The organism is Mycobacterium sp. PDNC021, from assembly GCF_048282635.1.
In the GTDB taxonomy this organism is placed as follows: Bacteria; Actinomycetota; Actinomycetes; order Mycobacteriales; family Mycobacteriaceae; genus Mycobacterium; species Mycobacterium llatzerense.
This window is the reverse complement of the sequence record NZ_CP182502.1, coordinates 5,497,711-5,513,767: the sequence shown is the minus strand read 5'-3', so window position 1 is coordinate 5,513,767 and position 16,057 is coordinate 5,497,711. Positions and strand designations below refer to the sequence as shown.

Below are 16,057 nucleotides of genomic sequence, written 5' to 3'. Positions count from 1 at the left end.
TGAGTGCTGTGCACGGATTCGGCACCGTTTTCGTGCATAGCCCTCACCGGCGTCATCAGCCCTGTTCCCGCGCCTTGCGCGCGGCCTCCGCGGCCTTCGACTCGGGCCGCTTGCGCTCCACCCAGCCCTCGATATTGCGCTGCTCACCTTTGGAAACGGCCAGTGCTCCGGGTGGCACGTCCTCGCGGACCACGGTGCCGGCGCCGGTGTAGGCACCGTCGCCGACGCTCACGGGTGCGACGAACATCGTGTCCGAGCCGGTGCGCACATGCGAACCGATGGTGGTGCGGCTCTTGTTCTCGCCGTCGTAGTTGACGAAGACGCTGGACGCGCCGATGTTGCTGTACTCGCCGATGTCGGCGTCCCCGACGTACGTCAGGTGCGGCACCTTGGTGCCGGTCCCGATCTTCGAGTTCTTGACCTCGACGAACGCACCCAGCTTGCCGTCGGCGCCCAGCTCGGTGCCCGGCCGCAGGTACGTGAAGGGGCCGACGGTGGCGCCGGCACCGATGACCGCCAGCTGCCCGTGGGTGCGGATCACCTCGGCGCCGTCACCGACCTCCATGTCGGTCAGTGTGGTGTCGGGACCGATGACGCAATTCGCGCCGATGTCGGTGGCGCCCAGCAGCTGGCTGCACTGCTTGACGACGGTGTCGCGGCCGATGCTGACGTCGACGTCGATCCAGGTGGTGCCCGGGTCGATGATCGTGACGCCCGCGCGCTGGTGACCGGCGATGATGCGGCGGTTCAGCTCGGCGGCCACCTCGGACAGCTGCACGCGGTCGTTGACGCCGGAGACCTGCGCGCTGTCGTCGACGTGGTGGGCCCGGACGATCTGGCCGTCGCCGCGCACGATCGAGATGGCATCGGTGAGGTAGAGCTCCTGCTGGGCGTTGTCCGACCGCAGCCGGCTCAGCGCCGAGCGCAGTGCCGTGGCGTCGAACGCGTAAACCCCGGAGTTCACCTCGCGGATGGCGCGCTGGGATTCGGTGGCGTCGGCCTGCTCGACGATGCCGATCACCTCGTGGTCCTGCGTGCGCAGGATGCGGCCGTAGCCGGTGGGGTTGGTGACGGTGGTGGTGAGCACCGTCGCGGCCGCGGTGGCGGTGGCGTGGGTGTCGACGAGGTTGGCGAGAGTATCGGCGTCGAGCAGCGGAACGTCACCCGCGGTGACCACGACCGTGCCGGCGAAGTCGGCGGGGAGCGCCGACAGGCCGCAGCTGACGGCGTGCCCGGTGCCGAGCTGCTCGTCCTGGATGGCGACGGTGACGGTCCGGCCGAGTCCGCCCGCGATCTCGTGCACGTGTGCGGTGACCCGCTCGCGTTCCTTGCCGACGACCACGACGAGGTGTGTCGGATTGACCTTGGCCACGGCGTGCAGCGCGTGCGCGAGCATGCTGCGGCCGGCCAGCGTATGCAGGACCTTCGGAATGTCGGAGCGCATCCGGGTGCCTGACCCAGCGGCCAGGACGATGACGGCGGCTTCGCCTCGAGTCACACGTACGCCTCTCTCTACGCGCTACTGATGCGCGATGCGGTACTTGGCGCCCTGCCGATTGTCGCTCGGCAAGCCTCGCTCCGTCGCCAGGACTCGAACCTGAACTATCTGAACCAAAATCAGAGGTGCTGCCGATTACACCACGACGGATTACTCGCCAGAGACTCTAGTGCAAGCGGATACGCTGGCGACCATGGCAGCGGCGGAGAACGGAGCGCGCAGCCCTCGTGCGCGCATGACCGGCAGTGAACGCCGTCAACAGCTGATCGAGATCGCGAAGTCGCTGTTCGCGGAGCGCGGCTACGACGGCACGTCTGTCGAGGAGATCGCGCAGCGCGCCAACGTCTCCAAGCCGGTGGTTTACGAGCATTTCGGCGGTAAGGAAGGCCTGTATGCCGTCGTCGTGGACCGGGAGATGTCCGCGCTGCTCGATGGCATCACGTCGTCGCTGACCAACAACCGGTCGCGAGTCCGCGTCGAGCGGGTGGCACTGGCGCTGTTGACCTACGTCGAGGAACACACCGACGGCTTCCGCATCCTGATCAGGGATTCGCCGGCGGCCATTACGTCGGGCACCTACTCGACGCTGCTCAACGACGCGGTTAACCAGGTCAGCTCGATCCTGGCCGGCGACTTCTCCCGCCGCGGGCTCGACCCGGAGCTGGCCCCGCTGTATGCGCAGGCGCTCGTCGGCTCGGTGTCGATGTCGGCGCAGTGGTGGCTGGACACCCGCGAACCGAAGAAGGAAGTGGTCGCGGCGCACCTGGTCAATCTGATGTGGAACGGCCTGACGCACCTCGAGTCGGATCCGGAGCTGCACGAGAACTGACCTCCCGGTCCAACGTGAAGAAGATGGCGAGAATTCGCCGATTTCTCGCGATCTTCTTCACGTTCGGCGAGAGCTCTAACCGCAGTCGCGCAGCAGCAGGTCCGCGGTGGTCTCCCGACGGATCAGCGGCCGGACCCGGCGCTCGCACACGGCGATGACCGGTGGCCGGGTCGTCATGGTGAAGTTCGACGCGGTGCTGTGGTGATACGCGCCGGTGCAGGCGGTGGCGAGCAGGTCGCCGGGGTGGACGTCGTCGGGCAGGTCGAGGTCACCGGCGATGGCCGTGCCGTCGCGGCCGACGATCGTGGACTGGCGTGTGGGCCCGAGGGGGTGCCGGTTGGCAAGGGCCACAGTGTAATTCGCGATCGGCGCGGAGTGGGGGTGGCTGCCGTCGACGGTGATGACGGCGCGGCCGTCGGTGCGCGCCGATACCGACTGCACCCGGTGCAGCGTCACGCCGGCGCGTCCGCTGATCGCCCGACCGGGTTCGACGACGAGCCGCGGGCGGGGGAACCGGTTCGCGGCGCAGGCGGCGTCGAGGGCGTCTTCCAGGAAATCGGCCAGTGCTGCGACGTCGAGTTCGGGTTCCCCGGTCCGGTAGGCGATGGCATGCCCGCCGCCGATGTTCAGCTCGGTGAGTACCACGCCGTGGGCGGCGCGCACGTCGGCCATGGTGTCGACCAGCCGGCGCACGGCCTCGACGTAGACCTCCGGCTCGGCGATCTGGGTGCCCAGGTGGCAGTACAGCCCGACCAACGGCAGCTGCGGGGTGGCCAGCGCCCGGCGGACCATCGGCAACACGTCGACACCGGGCTGGACCTGCAGCAGCATTGCCTGCGGCCGGCGCGTGACACCGGACAGATAGGCCATCTCGATGGGGGAGTCCAGCACGATGCGGCCCACCCCGGCGCCCGCGGCCGTCGCCAGCTCGTCGACCGACTTGCCGCTGCCGTGGACCACGATGCGCGCCGGGTCCATGCCACCGGCGAGGGCCGTGGCCAACTCGGCCGTCGAACACACCGCCATGCCGAGGCCGGCCTCGTGCACCCAGCCGGCGACGGTCCTGGTCAGCAGCGACTGGGCGGCGTAGACCACCTCGACGCCACGCAACGTGGCGCGGTACTGCTGGGCGCGCCTGCGGAAGTCGGACTCATCCAGAACGTATGCGGGCGTGCCGAACTCGTCGGCGACGTCGGTGAGCGCCACCGACCCGACGCAGAGTCGTCCCAGGGCGTCGACCTGTGTGGTCAGCGGCCAGATCGTGGTGTCGATGCGCGGACGCATGGCTCCTCGCAGGGACGGCAGTATGTCGAGCAGTGTCATGACTCCAGCCTGCGCCCGGAAATGCCGGGTGAACGCCCCGTTGACGATCCTTTGACGGGACCGCGCCCAATATTGACGAAGTCCTGCGAACTACAATCGGGGGCATCATGACCTCCCCGGGGCAGCAATCGATCCAAACCCCGTTGGCGGGGCTCGTTCAACTCGCACTCACCGATCCTGGCCTGCAGGAACTGACGCGGCAGGCCGCCGAGGGCGTCGCCGAGCAGGCTTTGGTCGGCCCGGTCAGCGCCCGGCTCCCGGTCGCGGCGGCGCTGGCTGCCGCCGGCCCGGTGCTGGTGGTCACGGCCACCGGTCGCGAGGCCGACGATCTCACCACCGAGCTGCGGGCCGTCCACGGCGATGCCGTGGCGCTGTTCCCGTCGTGGGAGACCTTGCCGCACGAGCGGCTCTCGCCCGGCGTCGACACCGTCGGCGCCCGGCTGACGGTCCTGCGCCGGCTCGCGCGGCCGGACGACACCCGGCTCGGTCCGCCGCTGCGGGTGGTGGTCACCACGGCCCGGTCGCTGCTGCAGCCGCTGGCCGGCGGGGTGACCGACGCCGAACCGGTGACGTTGACCATCGGCGGCGAAGCCGACTTCGACGACACCGTGACGCGGCTGGTCGAGCTGGCCTACTCGCGGGTGGACATGGTCGGCAAGCGCGGCGAATTCGCCGTCCGCGGAGGCATTCTCGACATCTTCACGCCGACCGCCGAGCACCCCGTGCGCATCGAGTTCTGGGGCGACGAGGTCACCGAGATGCGGATGTTCTCGGTGGCCGACCAGCGGTCCATCCCCGAGATCGCCGTCGAGACGATGATTGCGGTGCCCTGTCGCGAACTGCTGTTGACGGCCGACGTCCGCGAACGCGCCGCCGAGATCGGTGCGGGCCTGCCCAGCAGCGACAACCAGGTCACCGGCAGCATCGCGGACATGATGGCGAAGCTCGCCGAGGGTATTCCGGTCGACGGCATGGAAGCGCTGCTTCCGGTGCTGCGTCCGGGCGACCTGGCGTTGCTCACCGACCGGCTGCCGACCGGTGCGCCGCTGCTGATCTGCGACCCGGAGAAGGTGCGGACCCGCGCGGCCGATCTGATCAAGACCGGCCGCGAGTTCCTGGAGGCCTCGTGGTCGGTGGCTGCCGTGGGCGGCGACGCGCCGATTGACGTTGAGCAGCTTGGTGGTTCGGGATTCCGGGACTTCGTGGAGGTCCGGGAAGCCGCGGCCGCCGGTGGTCACCCGTGGTGGACGCTGAGCCAGCTGGCCAATGAAACGGCGGTCGAGGTCGACATCCGGCCGGCGCCGTCGGCCCGCAGCCAGCAGAGCCTCGAAGAGATCTTCGCGATGTTGCGGGCGCACATCGCCACCGGAGGCCTCGCGGCGGTGGTCACCCCGGGCACCGGTACCGCGCACCGAGTCGTTGAGCAGCTCAGCGAATCCGATGTCGCGGCAACGATGTTGGAGCCCGGGGCGGTGCCGAAGGCCGGCGTTATCGGGGTGCTCAAGGGTCCGCTGCACGACGGTATGGTGCTGCCCGGCGTCAACCTCGTCGTCATCACCGAGACCGACCTGACGGGCAACCGGGCCGCGGTCACCGAGGGCAAAAGGCTTGCCGCCAAACGGCGCAACGTCGTCGACCCGCTGGCGTTGACGGCCGGTGACCTGGTGGTGCACGACCAGCACGGCATCGGCAAGTTCGTCGAGATGACCGAGCGCGTGGTCGGTGGCGCCCGGCGCGAGTACCTGGTGCTCGAGTACGCGTCGGCCAAACGCGGCGGCGGGTCCGACCGGCTGTACGTGCCGATGGACTCGCTGGACCAGTTGTCGCGGTACGTCGGCGGTACGGAGCCCACGCTGAGCCGGCTCGGCGGCAGCGACTGGACCAACACGAAGACCAAGGCGCGCAAGGCGGTTCGTGAGATCGCCGGCGAGCTGGTGTCGCTGTACGCCAAGCGGCAGTCCGCGCCCGGCCATGCGTTCGCCCCGGACACCCCGTGGCAGAACGAGATGGAGGACGCGTTCGGCTTCACCGAGACCATGGACCAGCTGACCGCCATCACGGAGGTCAAGGCTGACATGGAGAAGCCGGTCCCCATGGACCGCGTCATCTGTGGCGACGTCGGCTACGGCAAGACCGAGATCGCGGTCCGTGCGGCGTTCAAGGCGGTGCAGGACGGCAAGCAGGTCGCGGTGCTGGTGCCGACGACGCTGCTGGCCGACCAGCACCTGCAGACCTTCGCCGCCCGCATGGCCGGGTTCCCGGTGACGGTGAAGGGACTGTCCCGGTTCACCGATCCGGCCGAATCCCGTTTGGTGATCGAGGGTTTGCAGGACGGCTCGGTCGACGTGGTGATCGGCACCCACCGGCTGCTGGCGACCGGTGTCACCTGGAAAGACCTCGGTCTGGTGATCGTCGACGAGGAGCAGCGGTTCGGCGTCGAGCACAAGGAGCACATCAAGTCGATGCGCACCCACGTCGACGTGCTGACCATGAGCGCCACCCCGATCCCGCGCACCCTGGAGATGAGCCTGGCCGGTATCCGGGAGATGTCGACCATCCTGACGCCGCCCGAGGAACGCTTCCCAGTGCTGACTTACGTTGGGCCGCATGACGATAAGCAGGTCGCCGCGGCGCTGCGACGCGAGCTGCTGCGCGACGGGCAGGCGTTCTACATCCACAACCGGGTGAAGTCGATCGACAACGCCGCCGCGCGGGTGCGGGCGATGGTTCCCGAGGCGCGCGTCGTGGTGGCACACGGGCAGATGCCCGAGGAGCTGCTGGAGAAGACCGTCGAGGGTTTCTGGAACCGCGACTACGACATCCTGGTGTGCACGACGATCGTCGAGACGGGCCTTGACATTTCGAACGCCAACACGTTGATCGTGGAGCGGGCCGACACCTTCGGCCTGTCGCAGCTGCACCAGTTGCGTGGCCGGGTGGGCCGTAGCCGTGAGCGCGGCTACGCGTATTTCCTGTACCCGCCGGAGGTGCCGCTCACCGAGACCGCACACGACCGACTGGCCACCATCGCGCAGAACAACGATCTGGGCGCCGGTATGGCGGTCGCGATGAAAGACCTCGAGATTCGCGGTGCGGGCAACGTGCTCGGTGTCGAGCAGTCCGGGCACGTCGCGGGCGTCGGCTTCGACCTGTACGTCCGGTTGGTCGGGGAGGCCGTCGAGGCCTACCGCGCTGCCGTGGACGGGAAAACCATTGCGGCCGTGGAGGAAGCGAAGGAGGTGCGGGTCGATCTGCCGATCGACGCACACCTGCCGCCGGACTACATCGGCAGCGACCGGCTGCGGCTCGAGGCCTACCGCCGGTTGGCCGCCGCGTCCGATCACGCACGGGTGGCGTCGGTGGTCGAGGAGCTGGTGGACCGCTACGGGCCACTGCCCGAACCCGCGCAGCGGCTCGTCGCCGTGGCCCGGCTGCGGCTGCTGTGCCGCGAGTACGGCGTCACCGAGGTGACCGCGATCTCCGACTCGACCATCCGGTTGACGCCCCTGACGCTCATGGACTCCGGGCAGCTGCGGCTCAAGCGGATGTATCCGGGTGCGAACTACCGGGCGACGACGTCGACGGTGCAGATTCCGATTCCGCGGGCCGGTGCCGGCGTGGGCGCACCGCGCATCCGCGACCTGGAACTGGCGCGCGCGGTGGCCGGACTGCTGCTGGTGCTCGACGGGAAAGCGGCCGGTGACGTAGACATAACCGACTTGGGGGGTAGCTCATGACGGGCAGCGAGAAGTCGAAGGCGGATCGCGCATGACGGTCGTCCTGGTCGATCCGCGCCGCCCGTCGCTGATGCCGATCGACGCGCTGGTCCTGCTTACCGGCGACGTGCAGTACACCGAGGAACTGCCGGTCAAGGTGCCGTGGTCTTTGCCGTCGGGCCGGCCGGCCTACGGCGAGTCCGACAATCCGGCGCCGGTGCTGTTGTCCTCCGATCCGGAGCATCCCCAGGTGCGGGCTCGGCTCGCCGCGGGCGAGAAGCTCATCGCGGCAGACGGTTCGCAGCCCGGAGAGCGGCTCATCGACGCCGTCACGATGATGGACAAGCTGCGCAGCAACGGTCCGTGGGAGAGCGAGCAGACGCACGACTCGCTGCGTCGCTACCTGCTGGAAGAGACGTACGAGCTGTTCGACGCGGTCCGGGGTGGCAACGCCGACGACGTCCGCGAGGAGCTCGGAGATGTGTTGCTGCAGGTGCTGTTCCATGCGCGCATCGCCGAGGACGCGCCGCTGCACCCGTTCGACATCGACGACGTCGCCGACACGCTGATCCGTAAACTGGGCAACCGGGTGCCGGCAGTGCTTGCCGGACAAGAGATTTCGCTGGAAGACCAGATCGCCCAGTGGGAAGAGCGCAAGGCGCTGGAAAAGGCCGCGCGGACGTCGTGCATGGACGAGGTGCCGACGGCGCTGCCGGCACTGGCCCTGGCGCAGAAGCTGATCGAACGGACCGGCACGGCCGGGTTGCCCGCCGATCTGCTTCCGGCCGGACTGACCTCGGTGACCCTGACACCCGACGTCGATGCCGAAAGCGCCTTGCGCACAGTGGCTCTGGAATTCATCGACACCGTGCGGGCGACCGAGCGCCGCATCGTCGCCGCCCGCCGCGGCGACGAAGTGGCGGTGGAGTTGGATGCCGCGCCGCTGGGTGCGGTGTCAGCAGACGAGTGGCGGGAGCACTGGCCGGCTCAGGACGTCTGAGTCGCTGCCTCGTCGATGAGGTCGGCCACGGCGACCGGCTGCGAAGCGAGCGAGGCGTGGCTGGCGTCCAGTTCGATGATCTTGCGCGGGTTCATCCGTTGCGCCATGCGGCGTTCGTTGTCCGGGTGGATCATCCGGTCCTGGGTCGACACCTGGTACCAACTCGGCTTGGACCGCCAGGCCGGTGCCGTGACGGTGTCGCCGAAAGTCGATGCCAGCGGTGCCTTTTGGGTGACGGCCATGACGAGTGCATCGTCAGCGGACAGGTCCTGACAGAAGCTCTCGTGGAACTTGTCCTGGAGGACCCAGAGGTAGCCGTCGGAGTCGGGTGCGAGGTTGGCGGCCGCAGCGGGCGGCATCTCCTGGGTGATCCCTCCCGGGCTTTCGCCGGCATCGGGCGCGAAGGCCGCGATGTAGACCAGGGCGGTCACGTTGGGCAGGTCGCCGGCTTCGGTGATGACGGCACCGCCGTACGAGTGCCCGACCAGGACGACGGGGCCGTCGACCTGACTGACCATCTTGCGAGTGCGCTCGGCGTCGTCGGCCAGCGAGGTGAGCGGGTTCTCCACCGCGTGCAGCGACGAGTAGCCGCGGCGGTTCAGTTCGACGATCACGTTGGCCCAGTGGGCCGCACCGCCCCAGAATCCGTGAACCAGGACGACTGTTGGTTTTTCGGTCATGCGGTGACAGTATTTGGACGATGGGGCAAGTTCAATGACTGATTCGGCGTCAAACTTTGCCGATTCACCGATTTCTGGATCGGATGCGTTCTCCGAAATCCTCGACGCCGTCCGCCTGCGCGGCCAGGACGTCGTCCGTTATGCGCCCCGATCCGTGCCGTTCAACATCGCGATGCCGGGACAACGTCTCCTGCACATCGTCGAGCACGGCGACGTCCGGTTGCGGGTGAGCGGCGACGGTCCACCGGTCATCCTGTGCGACGGCGATCTCGTACTGCTGGCCCGGGGTGACCGGCACCAGCTGCAGGCGGGGCTCAACGTGCCGGTCCGCCAACTTGCCGACACGGACCGCTACGTCGACGGAGATGAACTCCCGCAACAGGATTCACCACGCTGGGTGACCGGGACGTTCGCGCTCGACGAGGCCGTCGCCGATCCGCTGTTGTCGGTGCTACCCCCGGCGATCGTGGTGTCCGGGCGCGGCGTGGACCGGGAGTGGCTGGAGGTCAGCCTGCGGCTGTTGGTGGCAGAGGTCGCGGCCCCGCGGCCTGGCTCGGCGGTGATGATCTCGCGCATCCTGGATCTGTTGTTCATCCATACTCTGCGGGCCTGGTCGCGGGACGCCTCGGCGCCATCGGGCTGGCTCACCGCTGCGTTGGATCCGGTACTGGGCCAGGTGCTTTCGGCTGTTCACCAGGATCTGGCCAGGCCGTGGTCGATCGCCGAACTTGCGCAGATGGCGAACCTGTCGCGGACCGCCTTCGCCGAGCGGTTCACCCGGCTGCTGGGGCGCCCGCCCGCCGCCTACCTGATCGACCGCCGGCTGGACCGGGCCGCTCAGCTGCTGCGAACCGATACGGCGTCGGTGGCCGCGGTCGCCGCGACGGTGGGCTACACCTCCGAGGCCGGGTTCAGCCGGGCGTTCAGCCGACGCTTCGGCGCCCCACCGCTGCGCTGGCGGAACACCGCTGGCCGCGCCGGCTGACGTCTCCCACACCCAGAACTTGGGATCGGTAGCCGACCGGCCCCGGTGTGATTGCTCCAACGACGCCGATCAACGAGCGTCCACAGAGAGGAAACACCGTGAAGATCGTGCCCGCCGTCATCGAACAGCACGTCAACCGCTTCGATCGCCAACAGAGCCTGATCATCGCGATCAGCACTGGCCTCCTGGCCTTCTGGTCGGGCTACCGCGTGGCGTGGTCGCTCTACCTGACCCTCGCCTACGACTTCCTGTTCGGCTCGCTGGTCTTCCAGATCGCGCTGTGGGGTGTCATCGGTGGCGCCGCGGCGGTCGCGTCGCTCGCGTTCTACAACCGCTACCGCACCGCCGACCAGCCCGACGCTCAGCCGAGCAGCGTCGAACCCCAGTAGTCCGACGAACCATCACGCACACCTGGTGGGCAGGCGAAGATGCCGCTGCCGGTGTGCGTGATGTATTCGTTCAGAGCATCGTTGTCGGACAACGACCTCTGCATCGGAATGAACGACTCGGCTGGGTTCCGGACGAACGCGATGAAGAACAGCCCCGCGTCCAGGTGGCCGAAACCGTCTGAGCCGTCGGTGAAGTTGTAGCCGCGGCGCAGAATCTTCGCCCCTTTGTTGGCCTCCGGGGAGGCCAGCCGCACGTGGGAGTCGAGGTCGACCAGCGGTGCGCCGTCGGCACCCTTGCTGTCGAAGTCCAGCGGGGTGAACTCGTCGGTGTACCCGTTGGGTGCGCCGTTGCCCTTCTGCCGTCCGATGACTCGCTCCTGCTCCGCCAGCACGGTGCGGTCCCAGGATTCGATGAGCATCCGGATGCGGCGGCTGATCAGGTACGAGCCGCCCGTCATCCAGGCCGGTCCGTCACCATTGGCGATCCAGACGTGCTGGTCGATGGCGGACGTGTCCTCGGCTTTGAGGTTGTTCGTTCCGTCCTTGAACCCGAACAGGTTTCGCGGGGTGGACTGGGTGAGAGTCGTCGACGAGGTGCGGCCGAAGCCGAGCTGCGAGTACCGCACGGCGACGGTGCCGAAACCCACGCGGGCCAGGTTGCGGATGGCGTGCACCGCGACCTGCGGGTCGTTGGCGCAGGCCTGCACGACGATGTCGCCGCCGCACCGATTGGGGTCGAGCTTCTCGTTGCGAAACTTGGGCAGGTCGACCAGGTGCGCCGGCCGCTGCGCGTCGATACCGAAGCGGTCCTTGCCGTCCTTGCGGAAGAAGCCCGGGCCGAAGCCGATGGTCAGGGTCAACGCCGAGGGCGAAAGGCCAAGGGCCTCACCGGTATCGGCCGGCGGTGCGTATGGATTGAGCCCGATGGCGCCGTGCGCGACGGCCTCTTCGCCGAGCGTCATGCGCTCGGCCATCTCGGTCCACTTCTTCAGCATCGCCACCACGTCGGCCTTCTTGTCCGTGGTGACGTCGAACGTGGCGAAGTGCATGCGGTCCTGCGCGGCGGTGACGATGCCCGCCTGATGGGTGCCGCGGAACGGCACCGGGTTGCGCAGGCTGTTGTCGACCACGGCTGCGGAAGAGCGGGCGGCCAACGCGCCGGTGGCGGCGGCGCCGACCACGGCGGCCGTCACCCCGGCCGCGCCGAACAGTTTGCGTCGGCTCAGGCCGCCCTGCTCGGTCACGGTCGGTTCAGTGGTGCCCGGCTGGGGCTCACTGCTTGGCGATGACACCCTGCACCTCGCTGACCTCCTTGCTCAGGGCATCGACGGCGCGCGAAAGTTCTTGCCGCTCAGGCTCGGTCACCTTGTCGTAGAAGATGAAGCCGTCGCCCTGGCGCCACTTGTTCAGCAGCTTCTGGACGTTCTCGAAGGCCGCGTCGACGTCCTTGCCCAGCTGCGGGTTGCGCTCGTCGAGGATCGGGTCCACCGAGCCGACCGCGGTCCGCGAGCCCTCGATGTTGGCCTGGATGTCCCACAGGTCGGTGTGGCTGAAGATGTCTTCCTCGCCGGTGATCTTGGTCTTGGCGATCTCGTCCAGCAGCTCCTGCGCGCCACCGGCGATCTTGGTGGAGTCGATGGTCCACTTGGGATCCTTGACGCCGGCGTCGAGCTCCTTGACGTCGGCGACCAGCTGGTCGGCCAGTGCGTTGGCGTCAGGCTGCAGTCCGGTGACCCACAGCTGCTTCTCCAGGACGTGGAAGCCGGTCCACTTGTCGCCCGGTTTGACGTCGGCTTCGCGCAGGTCGATCCGCGGGTCCAGGTCGTCCGGGAACGACTCGGCGACCGGCTCGATGCGCTCGTAGAAGGTGCGGGCCTTGGGGTACTGCGCCTTGGCGGCGGCCACGTCACCCTTCTTCACCGCAGCGGCGAACGCCTCGGTGGCGGGTACCAGGGCGGTGGTCTGATCGATGACGTACTTCTTGTAGAACTCGGCGGCGTCCTTGAACTTGCCGGTGTCGTCGATCTTGACGGTGTCGCCGGTGACGGTGAAGTCACCGCGGATGCCGTCGCCGACCATGCCGGGCTTGCACGCCGTCTTGTAGGTGCCGGCTTCGGGCAGCTGCACGATCAGCTTGCGCTGCAGGCCGGGGGAGACGTTCTCGATCTCGCCCATCACCTTGTCGCCGGGGCCGTAGACGTAGAACTCGGTGACCTTGGTGCCGTTGTTGGTGACGACGAACGTGCTCGGGCCCGTCTTGGCCGACGTCGCCGACAGCTTGCAGGCGTCGTCGGTGGCGGTCACGGTGATCTCGCCGGAGGCGGACTTGTTCTCGTCCGACTTGGAGGTGCACGCGGAGACCGCGGTCAGACCGGCGAGCAGGGCGGCCGAGGCGGCCAGGCCGGTCTTGACGTTCAGGGCAGCGAGATTCACGAAGCGGACCTTTCGAGGGTGGCAGCAGGGGCGGGTTTGGCTGCGACAGGTCGCAGGAACAGCGTCAGGACGACCAACAGGTAGGCCAGCCAGCAGACGAACTGCAGGACAGATGGGGTGGGGCTGATGTTGAAGATGCCCTGGATCGCCTGGCCGTACCACGACGACCAGTTGAAGACGCCCGTCAGATCGAAGGCCCTGGCGCCCAGGCCGGGCAGCCAGCCGACGGTCTGCAACGCGTGGATCGCGTAGGACAGGATGCCGGCGGCGACGACGACCAGGAAGGCGCCCGTGTATTTGAAGAACTTCGCCAGGTTGATCCGCACCGCACCGGCGTACATGCCGTAGGCGATAGCGACGGCGATGAGCAGGCCGATCAGCAGCCCGGCCAGCGGCCATGCCGTCGAGGCGTTGGCGTAGCCGACCATGAACAGCGCCGTCTCGACGCCCTCGCGGCCGACGGCCAGGAAGGCCAGGGTGGCGACGGCCCAGCCGCCGGTCTCCAACGCGCGGGTCATGTCGCCGCGCAGGTCACCGGAGATGGTGGCGGCGGCTTTCCGCATCCACAGCACCATGGTGGTGACGATGACCACCGCCACCAGGGACGCGACACCGGCAATGGCCTCGGCTGCCAGTCCGGAGATGGTGTTCTCGCTGAGTTGGATGGTGAGGAAAACGCCGATGGTCATCGCGATGGCGCCGGCGACCCCGAGCCAGACCCACTTCAGGGCGTCGCGGCGATCGGACTTCACGAGGAACGCGACGAGGATGGTGACGACGATCGCAGTTTCGAGGCCTTCACGGAGGCCGATCAGCAAGCTGCCAAATAGCTGTGAGGAAACGCCGGGGCCCGCGGCGACCAGCGATGTCGAGACCGCGAAAGTGGTGGTCATCCGCAATCCTTAGATAGACTAAACGGTAACACAGGGTTGCCTTGCCAAAGCAAGGCAAGCCAACCTTATCAGCGGATCGGCTACCTGGTTGCTACCTACCGGAAAGCTGGCGCTCCGGGGTGCACTCGGCGCGGCATGCGACGATGACAGGGCGACGAATCCGTCGAGAATCTCAGTGCATGGGGGAGTACCGGTGTTGCGAGCGCGTTGGCTGCGGGCGAGCGCTGTCGTCGCCGCGACAGCGCTCCTGATGGCCTCGAGCTGCTCGTTTCAGCCCGGCTACCTGCGCGGAGTGCCGCCGCCGGCCGGGCCTGCCGTGCCCGCGATCAACACCCATGTGAAGGGCCGGGGCGCCGACCAGCTGCGCGACTGGGCTGAGCATCTGGCACCGCCGCTGGGTATTCCGGTCATGGCGCTGGAGGCCTATGGGTACGCCGCACGCGTCGCCGAGGTCGAGAACCCCAAGTGCCACATCGCGTGGACGACGCTGGCGGGCATCGGCATGGTCGAGAGCCATCACGGCACCTACCGCGGCGCGACCATCGCCCCGAACGGTGACGTGACGCCCCCGATCCGCGGCGTGCCACTCGACGGAACCATGAACAACCTGCGGATTCCGGACTCCGACTCCGGCAGCATGGACAGTGACGACGCCGTCGACCGCGCCATGGGACCCATGCAGTTCATCCCGGACACCTGGCGGTTGTACGGCGTCGACGCCAACAACACCGGCTTCGCCAGCCCCGACAACATCGACGACGCGGCGCTGTCGGCGGCGGGTTACCTCTGCTACCGCGGTAAGGATCTGTCCAGCCCGCGCGGCTGGATGGACGCGCTGCACGCGTACAACATGTCCGACGACTACGCCCGCGCCGTGCGGGACTGGGCGACGGCATATGCGAACGGGCACCAAAGATAGGTAGCCAAGATCGGTACCCGTAGCTGCCGCACTTCAGGTCTTGGCACCGTTTAGGCTGATGGGCGTTCGCACGAGTCCGTGACGCCAAAGGGAGACCCAAGTGCCAATCATCGAACAGGTCGGAGCCCGCGAGATTCTCGATTCTCGGGGAAATCCGACGGTCGAGGTCGAGATCGCACTGACCGATGGAACGTTCGCCCGTGCGGCGGTGCCGTCGGGTGCGTCGACCGGTGAGCACGAGGCTGTCGAACTGCGTGACGGCGGCCCCCGCTACCTCGGTAAGGGTGTCGAGAAGGCCGTCGAGGCCGTGCTCGACGAGATCGCTCCCGCGGTCATCGGCCAGGCTGCCGACGACCAGCGCATCATCGACCAGGCGCTGCTGGACCTGGACGGCACTCCGGACAAGTCTCGACTCGGCGCCAACGCCATCCTCGGCGTCTCCCTGGCCGTGGCGAAGGCCGCTGCCGACTCGGCCGGCCTGCCGCTGTTCCGCTACATCGGCGGCCCGAACGCCCACATCCTGCCGGTGCCGATGATGAACATCCTCAATGGTGGCGCCCACGCCGACACCGGCGTCGACGTCCAGGAGTTCATGGTCGCTCCGATCGGTGCCCCGACCTTCAAGGAATCGCTGCGCTGGGGCGCCGAGGTCTACCACTCGCTCAAGTCCGTGCTGAAGAAGCAGGGCCTGTCGACGGGCCTCGGTGACGAGGGCGGTTTCGCGCCCGACGTCGCCGGTACGTACGCCGCGCTCGAACTGATCAGCACTGCCATCGACGCCACCGGCCTGAAGCTGGGCAGCGACGTGGCCCTGGCCCTCGACGTCGCGGCCACCGAGTTCTACACGGACGGAACGGGTTACGCCTTCGAGAAGCAGACCCGCACCGCCGAGCAGATGGCCGAGTTCTACGCCTCGCTGCTCGACTCCTTCCCGCTGGTGTCCATCGAGGACCCGCTGTCCGAGGACGACTGGGAGGGTTGGGTTGCGCTCACCACCGCGATCGGTGACCGCGTCCAGCTCGTCGGCGACGACCTGTTCGTCACCAACCCGGAGCGCCTGGAAGAGGGCATCGAAAAGGGTGCCGCCAATGCGCTGCTGGTGAAGGTGAACCAGATCGGCACGCTCACCGAGACTTTGGACGCCGTCGCCCTGGCGCACGCCAACGGCTACAAGTCGATGATGAGCCACCGCAGTGGCGAGACCGAGGACACCACCATCGCCGACCTGGCTGTCGCGTGCGGCTGCGGCCAGATCAAGACCGGTGCCCCGGCGCGCAGCGAGCGCGTCGCCAAGTACAACCAGCTGTTGCGCATCGAGGAGACCCTGGGCGACGCCGGGCGGTACGCCGGCGACCTGGCGTTCCCGCGTTTTGCGGTGGAAGCCAAGTAGTT

Annotated in this window: 13 protein-coding genes and 1 tRNA gene; 7 read left to right on the top strand and 7 right to left on the bottom strand. The window is 68.1% G+C overall.

All coding sequences use genetic code 11. The features are described from left to right. Window positions 1-55: 55 nt before the first annotated feature. Entirely contained in the window at window positions 56-1,498 is a 1,443-nt protein-coding gene (gene glmU / locus ACNO8X_RS26345; RefSeq protein WP_418003391.1) for a bifunctional UDP-N-acetylglucosamine diphosphorylase/glucosamine-1-phosphate N-acetyltransferase GlmU, read from the bottom strand. A 78-nt stretch (window positions 1,499-1,576) separates the two neighbouring features. Further along, window positions 1,577-1,648, bottom strand: a tRNA-Gln gene (locus ACNO8X_RS26340). Window positions 1,649-1,733: 85 nt separating this feature from the next. Here ACNO8X_RS26340 and ACNO8X_RS26335 point away from each other — a divergent pair. Further along, window positions 1,734-2,327 (top strand): TetR family transcriptional regulator, encoded by a 594-nt coding sequence (locus ACNO8X_RS26335; protein WP_418006043.1) that lies wholly within the window; start codon window positions 1,734-1,736, stop codon window positions 2,325-2,327. Window positions 2,328-2,402: 75 nt separating this feature from the next. Here the strand turns inward: ACNO8X_RS26335 and ACNO8X_RS26330 are convergent, their stop codons facing one another. Beyond that, complete coding sequence (locus ACNO8X_RS26330; RefSeq protein WP_418003390.1) at window positions 2,403-3,650, bottom strand: diaminopimelate decarboxylase family protein; 1,248 nt, start codon at window positions 3,648-3,650, stop codon at window positions 2,403-2,405. Window positions 3,651-3,757: 107 nt separating this feature from the next. Between ACNO8X_RS26330 and mfd the strand changes: the two genes are divergently transcribed. Together mfd and ACNO8X_RS26320 are read left to right on the top strand one after the other, a co-directional pair. After that, a complete protein-coding gene (gene mfd / locus ACNO8X_RS26325; RefSeq protein ID WP_418003389.1) occupies window positions 3,758-7,387 on the top strand; it encodes a transcription-repair coupling factor in 3,630 nt (1,209 codons plus the stop codon). Between the two features lie 31 nt (window positions 7,388-7,418). Continuing rightward, complete coding sequence (locus ACNO8X_RS26320) at window positions 7,419-8,366, top strand: nucleoside triphosphate pyrophosphohydrolase (protein ID WP_418003388.1); 948 nt, start codon at window positions 7,419-7,421, stop codon at window positions 8,364-8,366. On the opposite strand, the gene ACNO8X_RS26315 is transcribed toward ACNO8X_RS26320, so the two are convergent. After that, window positions 8,354-9,046, bottom strand: coding sequence for an alpha/beta hydrolase (locus tag ACNO8X_RS26315; RefSeq protein ID WP_418003387.1), 693 nt, complete (start codon window positions 9,044-9,046; stop codon window positions 8,354-8,356). The two genes, ACNO8X_RS26320 and ACNO8X_RS26315, sit on opposite strands and share 13 nt — an antisense overlap. 34 nt (window positions 9,047-9,080) lie before the next feature. Here ACNO8X_RS26315 and ACNO8X_RS26310 point away from each other — a divergent pair, with 34 nt between their 5' ends. Beyond that, complete coding sequence (locus tag ACNO8X_RS26310; RefSeq protein ID WP_418003386.1) at window positions 9,081-10,031, top strand: cupin domain-containing protein; 951 nt, start codon at window positions 9,081-9,083, stop codon at window positions 10,029-10,031. Between the two features lie 98 nt (window positions 10,032-10,129). Continuing rightward, window positions 10,130-10,420, top strand: a complete 291-nt coding sequence (locus ACNO8X_RS26305) for a hypothetical protein (RefSeq protein WP_043398968.1) — start codon at window positions 10,130-10,132, stop codon at window positions 10,418-10,420. Here the strand turns inward: ACNO8X_RS26305 and efeB are convergent. The 3 genes from efeB to efeU are packed head-to-tail and all read right to left on the bottom strand — an operon-like array spanning window position 10,393 to window position 13,746. After that, window positions 10,393-11,712 carry an iron uptake transporter deferrochelatase/peroxidase subunit gene (gene efeB, locus ACNO8X_RS26300; RefSeq protein WP_418003385.1) on the bottom strand — a complete coding sequence of 440 codons (1,320 nt, stop codon included), beginning with the start codon at window positions 11,710-11,712 and terminating at the stop codon, window positions 10,393-10,395. The two genes, ACNO8X_RS26305 and efeB, sit on opposite strands and share 28 nt — an antisense overlap. Then, window positions 11,693-12,853 carry an iron uptake system protein EfeO gene (gene efeO, locus ACNO8X_RS26295; RefSeq protein ID WP_418003384.1) on the bottom strand — a complete coding sequence of 387 codons (1,161 nt, stop codon included), beginning with the start codon at window positions 12,851-12,853 and terminating at the stop codon, window positions 11,693-11,695. The genes efeB and efeO overlap by 20 nt, the downstream gene beginning before the upstream one ends. Further along, a complete protein-coding gene (efeU, locus tag ACNO8X_RS26290; RefSeq protein ID WP_418003383.1) occupies window positions 12,850-13,746 on the bottom strand; it encodes an iron uptake transporter permease EfeU in 897 nt (298 codons plus the stop codon). The genes efeO and efeU overlap by 4 nt, the downstream gene beginning before the upstream one ends. A 250-nt stretch (window positions 13,747-13,996) precedes the next feature. Between efeU and ACNO8X_RS26285 the strand changes: the two genes are divergently transcribed. Both ACNO8X_RS26285 and eno read left to right on the top strand, forming a co-directional pair. Beyond that, on the top strand, window positions 13,997-14,665 hold the full coding sequence (locus ACNO8X_RS26285) for a lytic transglycosylase domain-containing protein (protein ID WP_418006042.1): 669 nt from the start codon (window positions 13,997-13,999) through the stop codon (window positions 14,663-14,665). 100 nt (window positions 14,666-14,765) lie between these two features. After that, the gene (gene eno, locus ACNO8X_RS26280; RefSeq protein ID WP_043398978.1) at window positions 14,766-16,055 is read left to right on the top strand and encodes a phosphopyruvate hydratase; all 1,290 of its coding nucleotides are present in this window, start codon (window positions 14,766-14,768) and stop codon (window positions 16,053-16,055) included. The last annotated feature ends 2 nt before the right edge of the window (window positions 16,056-16,057 follow it).

Excerpts from the sequence above, each read along its gene's own strand:
- ACNO8X_RS26335 (WP_418006043.1), top strand. The coding sequence starts at position 1,734 with ATGACCGGCAGTGAACGCCGTCAACAGCTGATCGAGATCGCGAAGTCG.
- ACNO8X_RS26320 (WP_418003388.1), top strand. The coding sequence starts at position 7,419 with ATGACGGTCGTCCTGGTCGATCCGCGCCGCCCGTCGCTGATGCCGATC.
- ACNO8X_RS26330 (WP_418003390.1), bottom strand. The coding sequence starts at position 3,650 with ATGACACTGCTCGACATACTGCCGTCCCTGCGAGGAGCCATGCGTCCG.
- efeU (WP_418003383.1), bottom strand. The coding sequence starts at position 13,746 with ATGACCACCACTTTCGCGGTCTCGACATCGCTGGTCGCCGCGGGCCCC.
- mfd (WP_418003389.1), top strand. The coding sequence starts at position 3,758 with ATGACCTCCCCGGGGCAGCAATCGATCCAAACCCCGTTGGCGGGGCTC.
- ACNO8X_RS26315 (WP_418003387.1), bottom strand. The coding sequence starts at position 9,046 with ATGACCGAAAAACCAACAGTCGTCCTGGTTCACGGATTCTGGGGCGGT.
- ACNO8X_RS26285 (WP_418006042.1), top strand. The coding sequence starts at position 13,997 with ATGGCCTCGAGCTGCTCGTTTCAGCCCGGCTACCTGCGCGGAGTGCCG.
- ACNO8X_RS26310 (WP_418003386.1), top strand. The coding sequence starts at position 9,081 with ATGACTGATTCGGCGTCAAACTTTGCCGATTCACCGATTTCTGGATCG.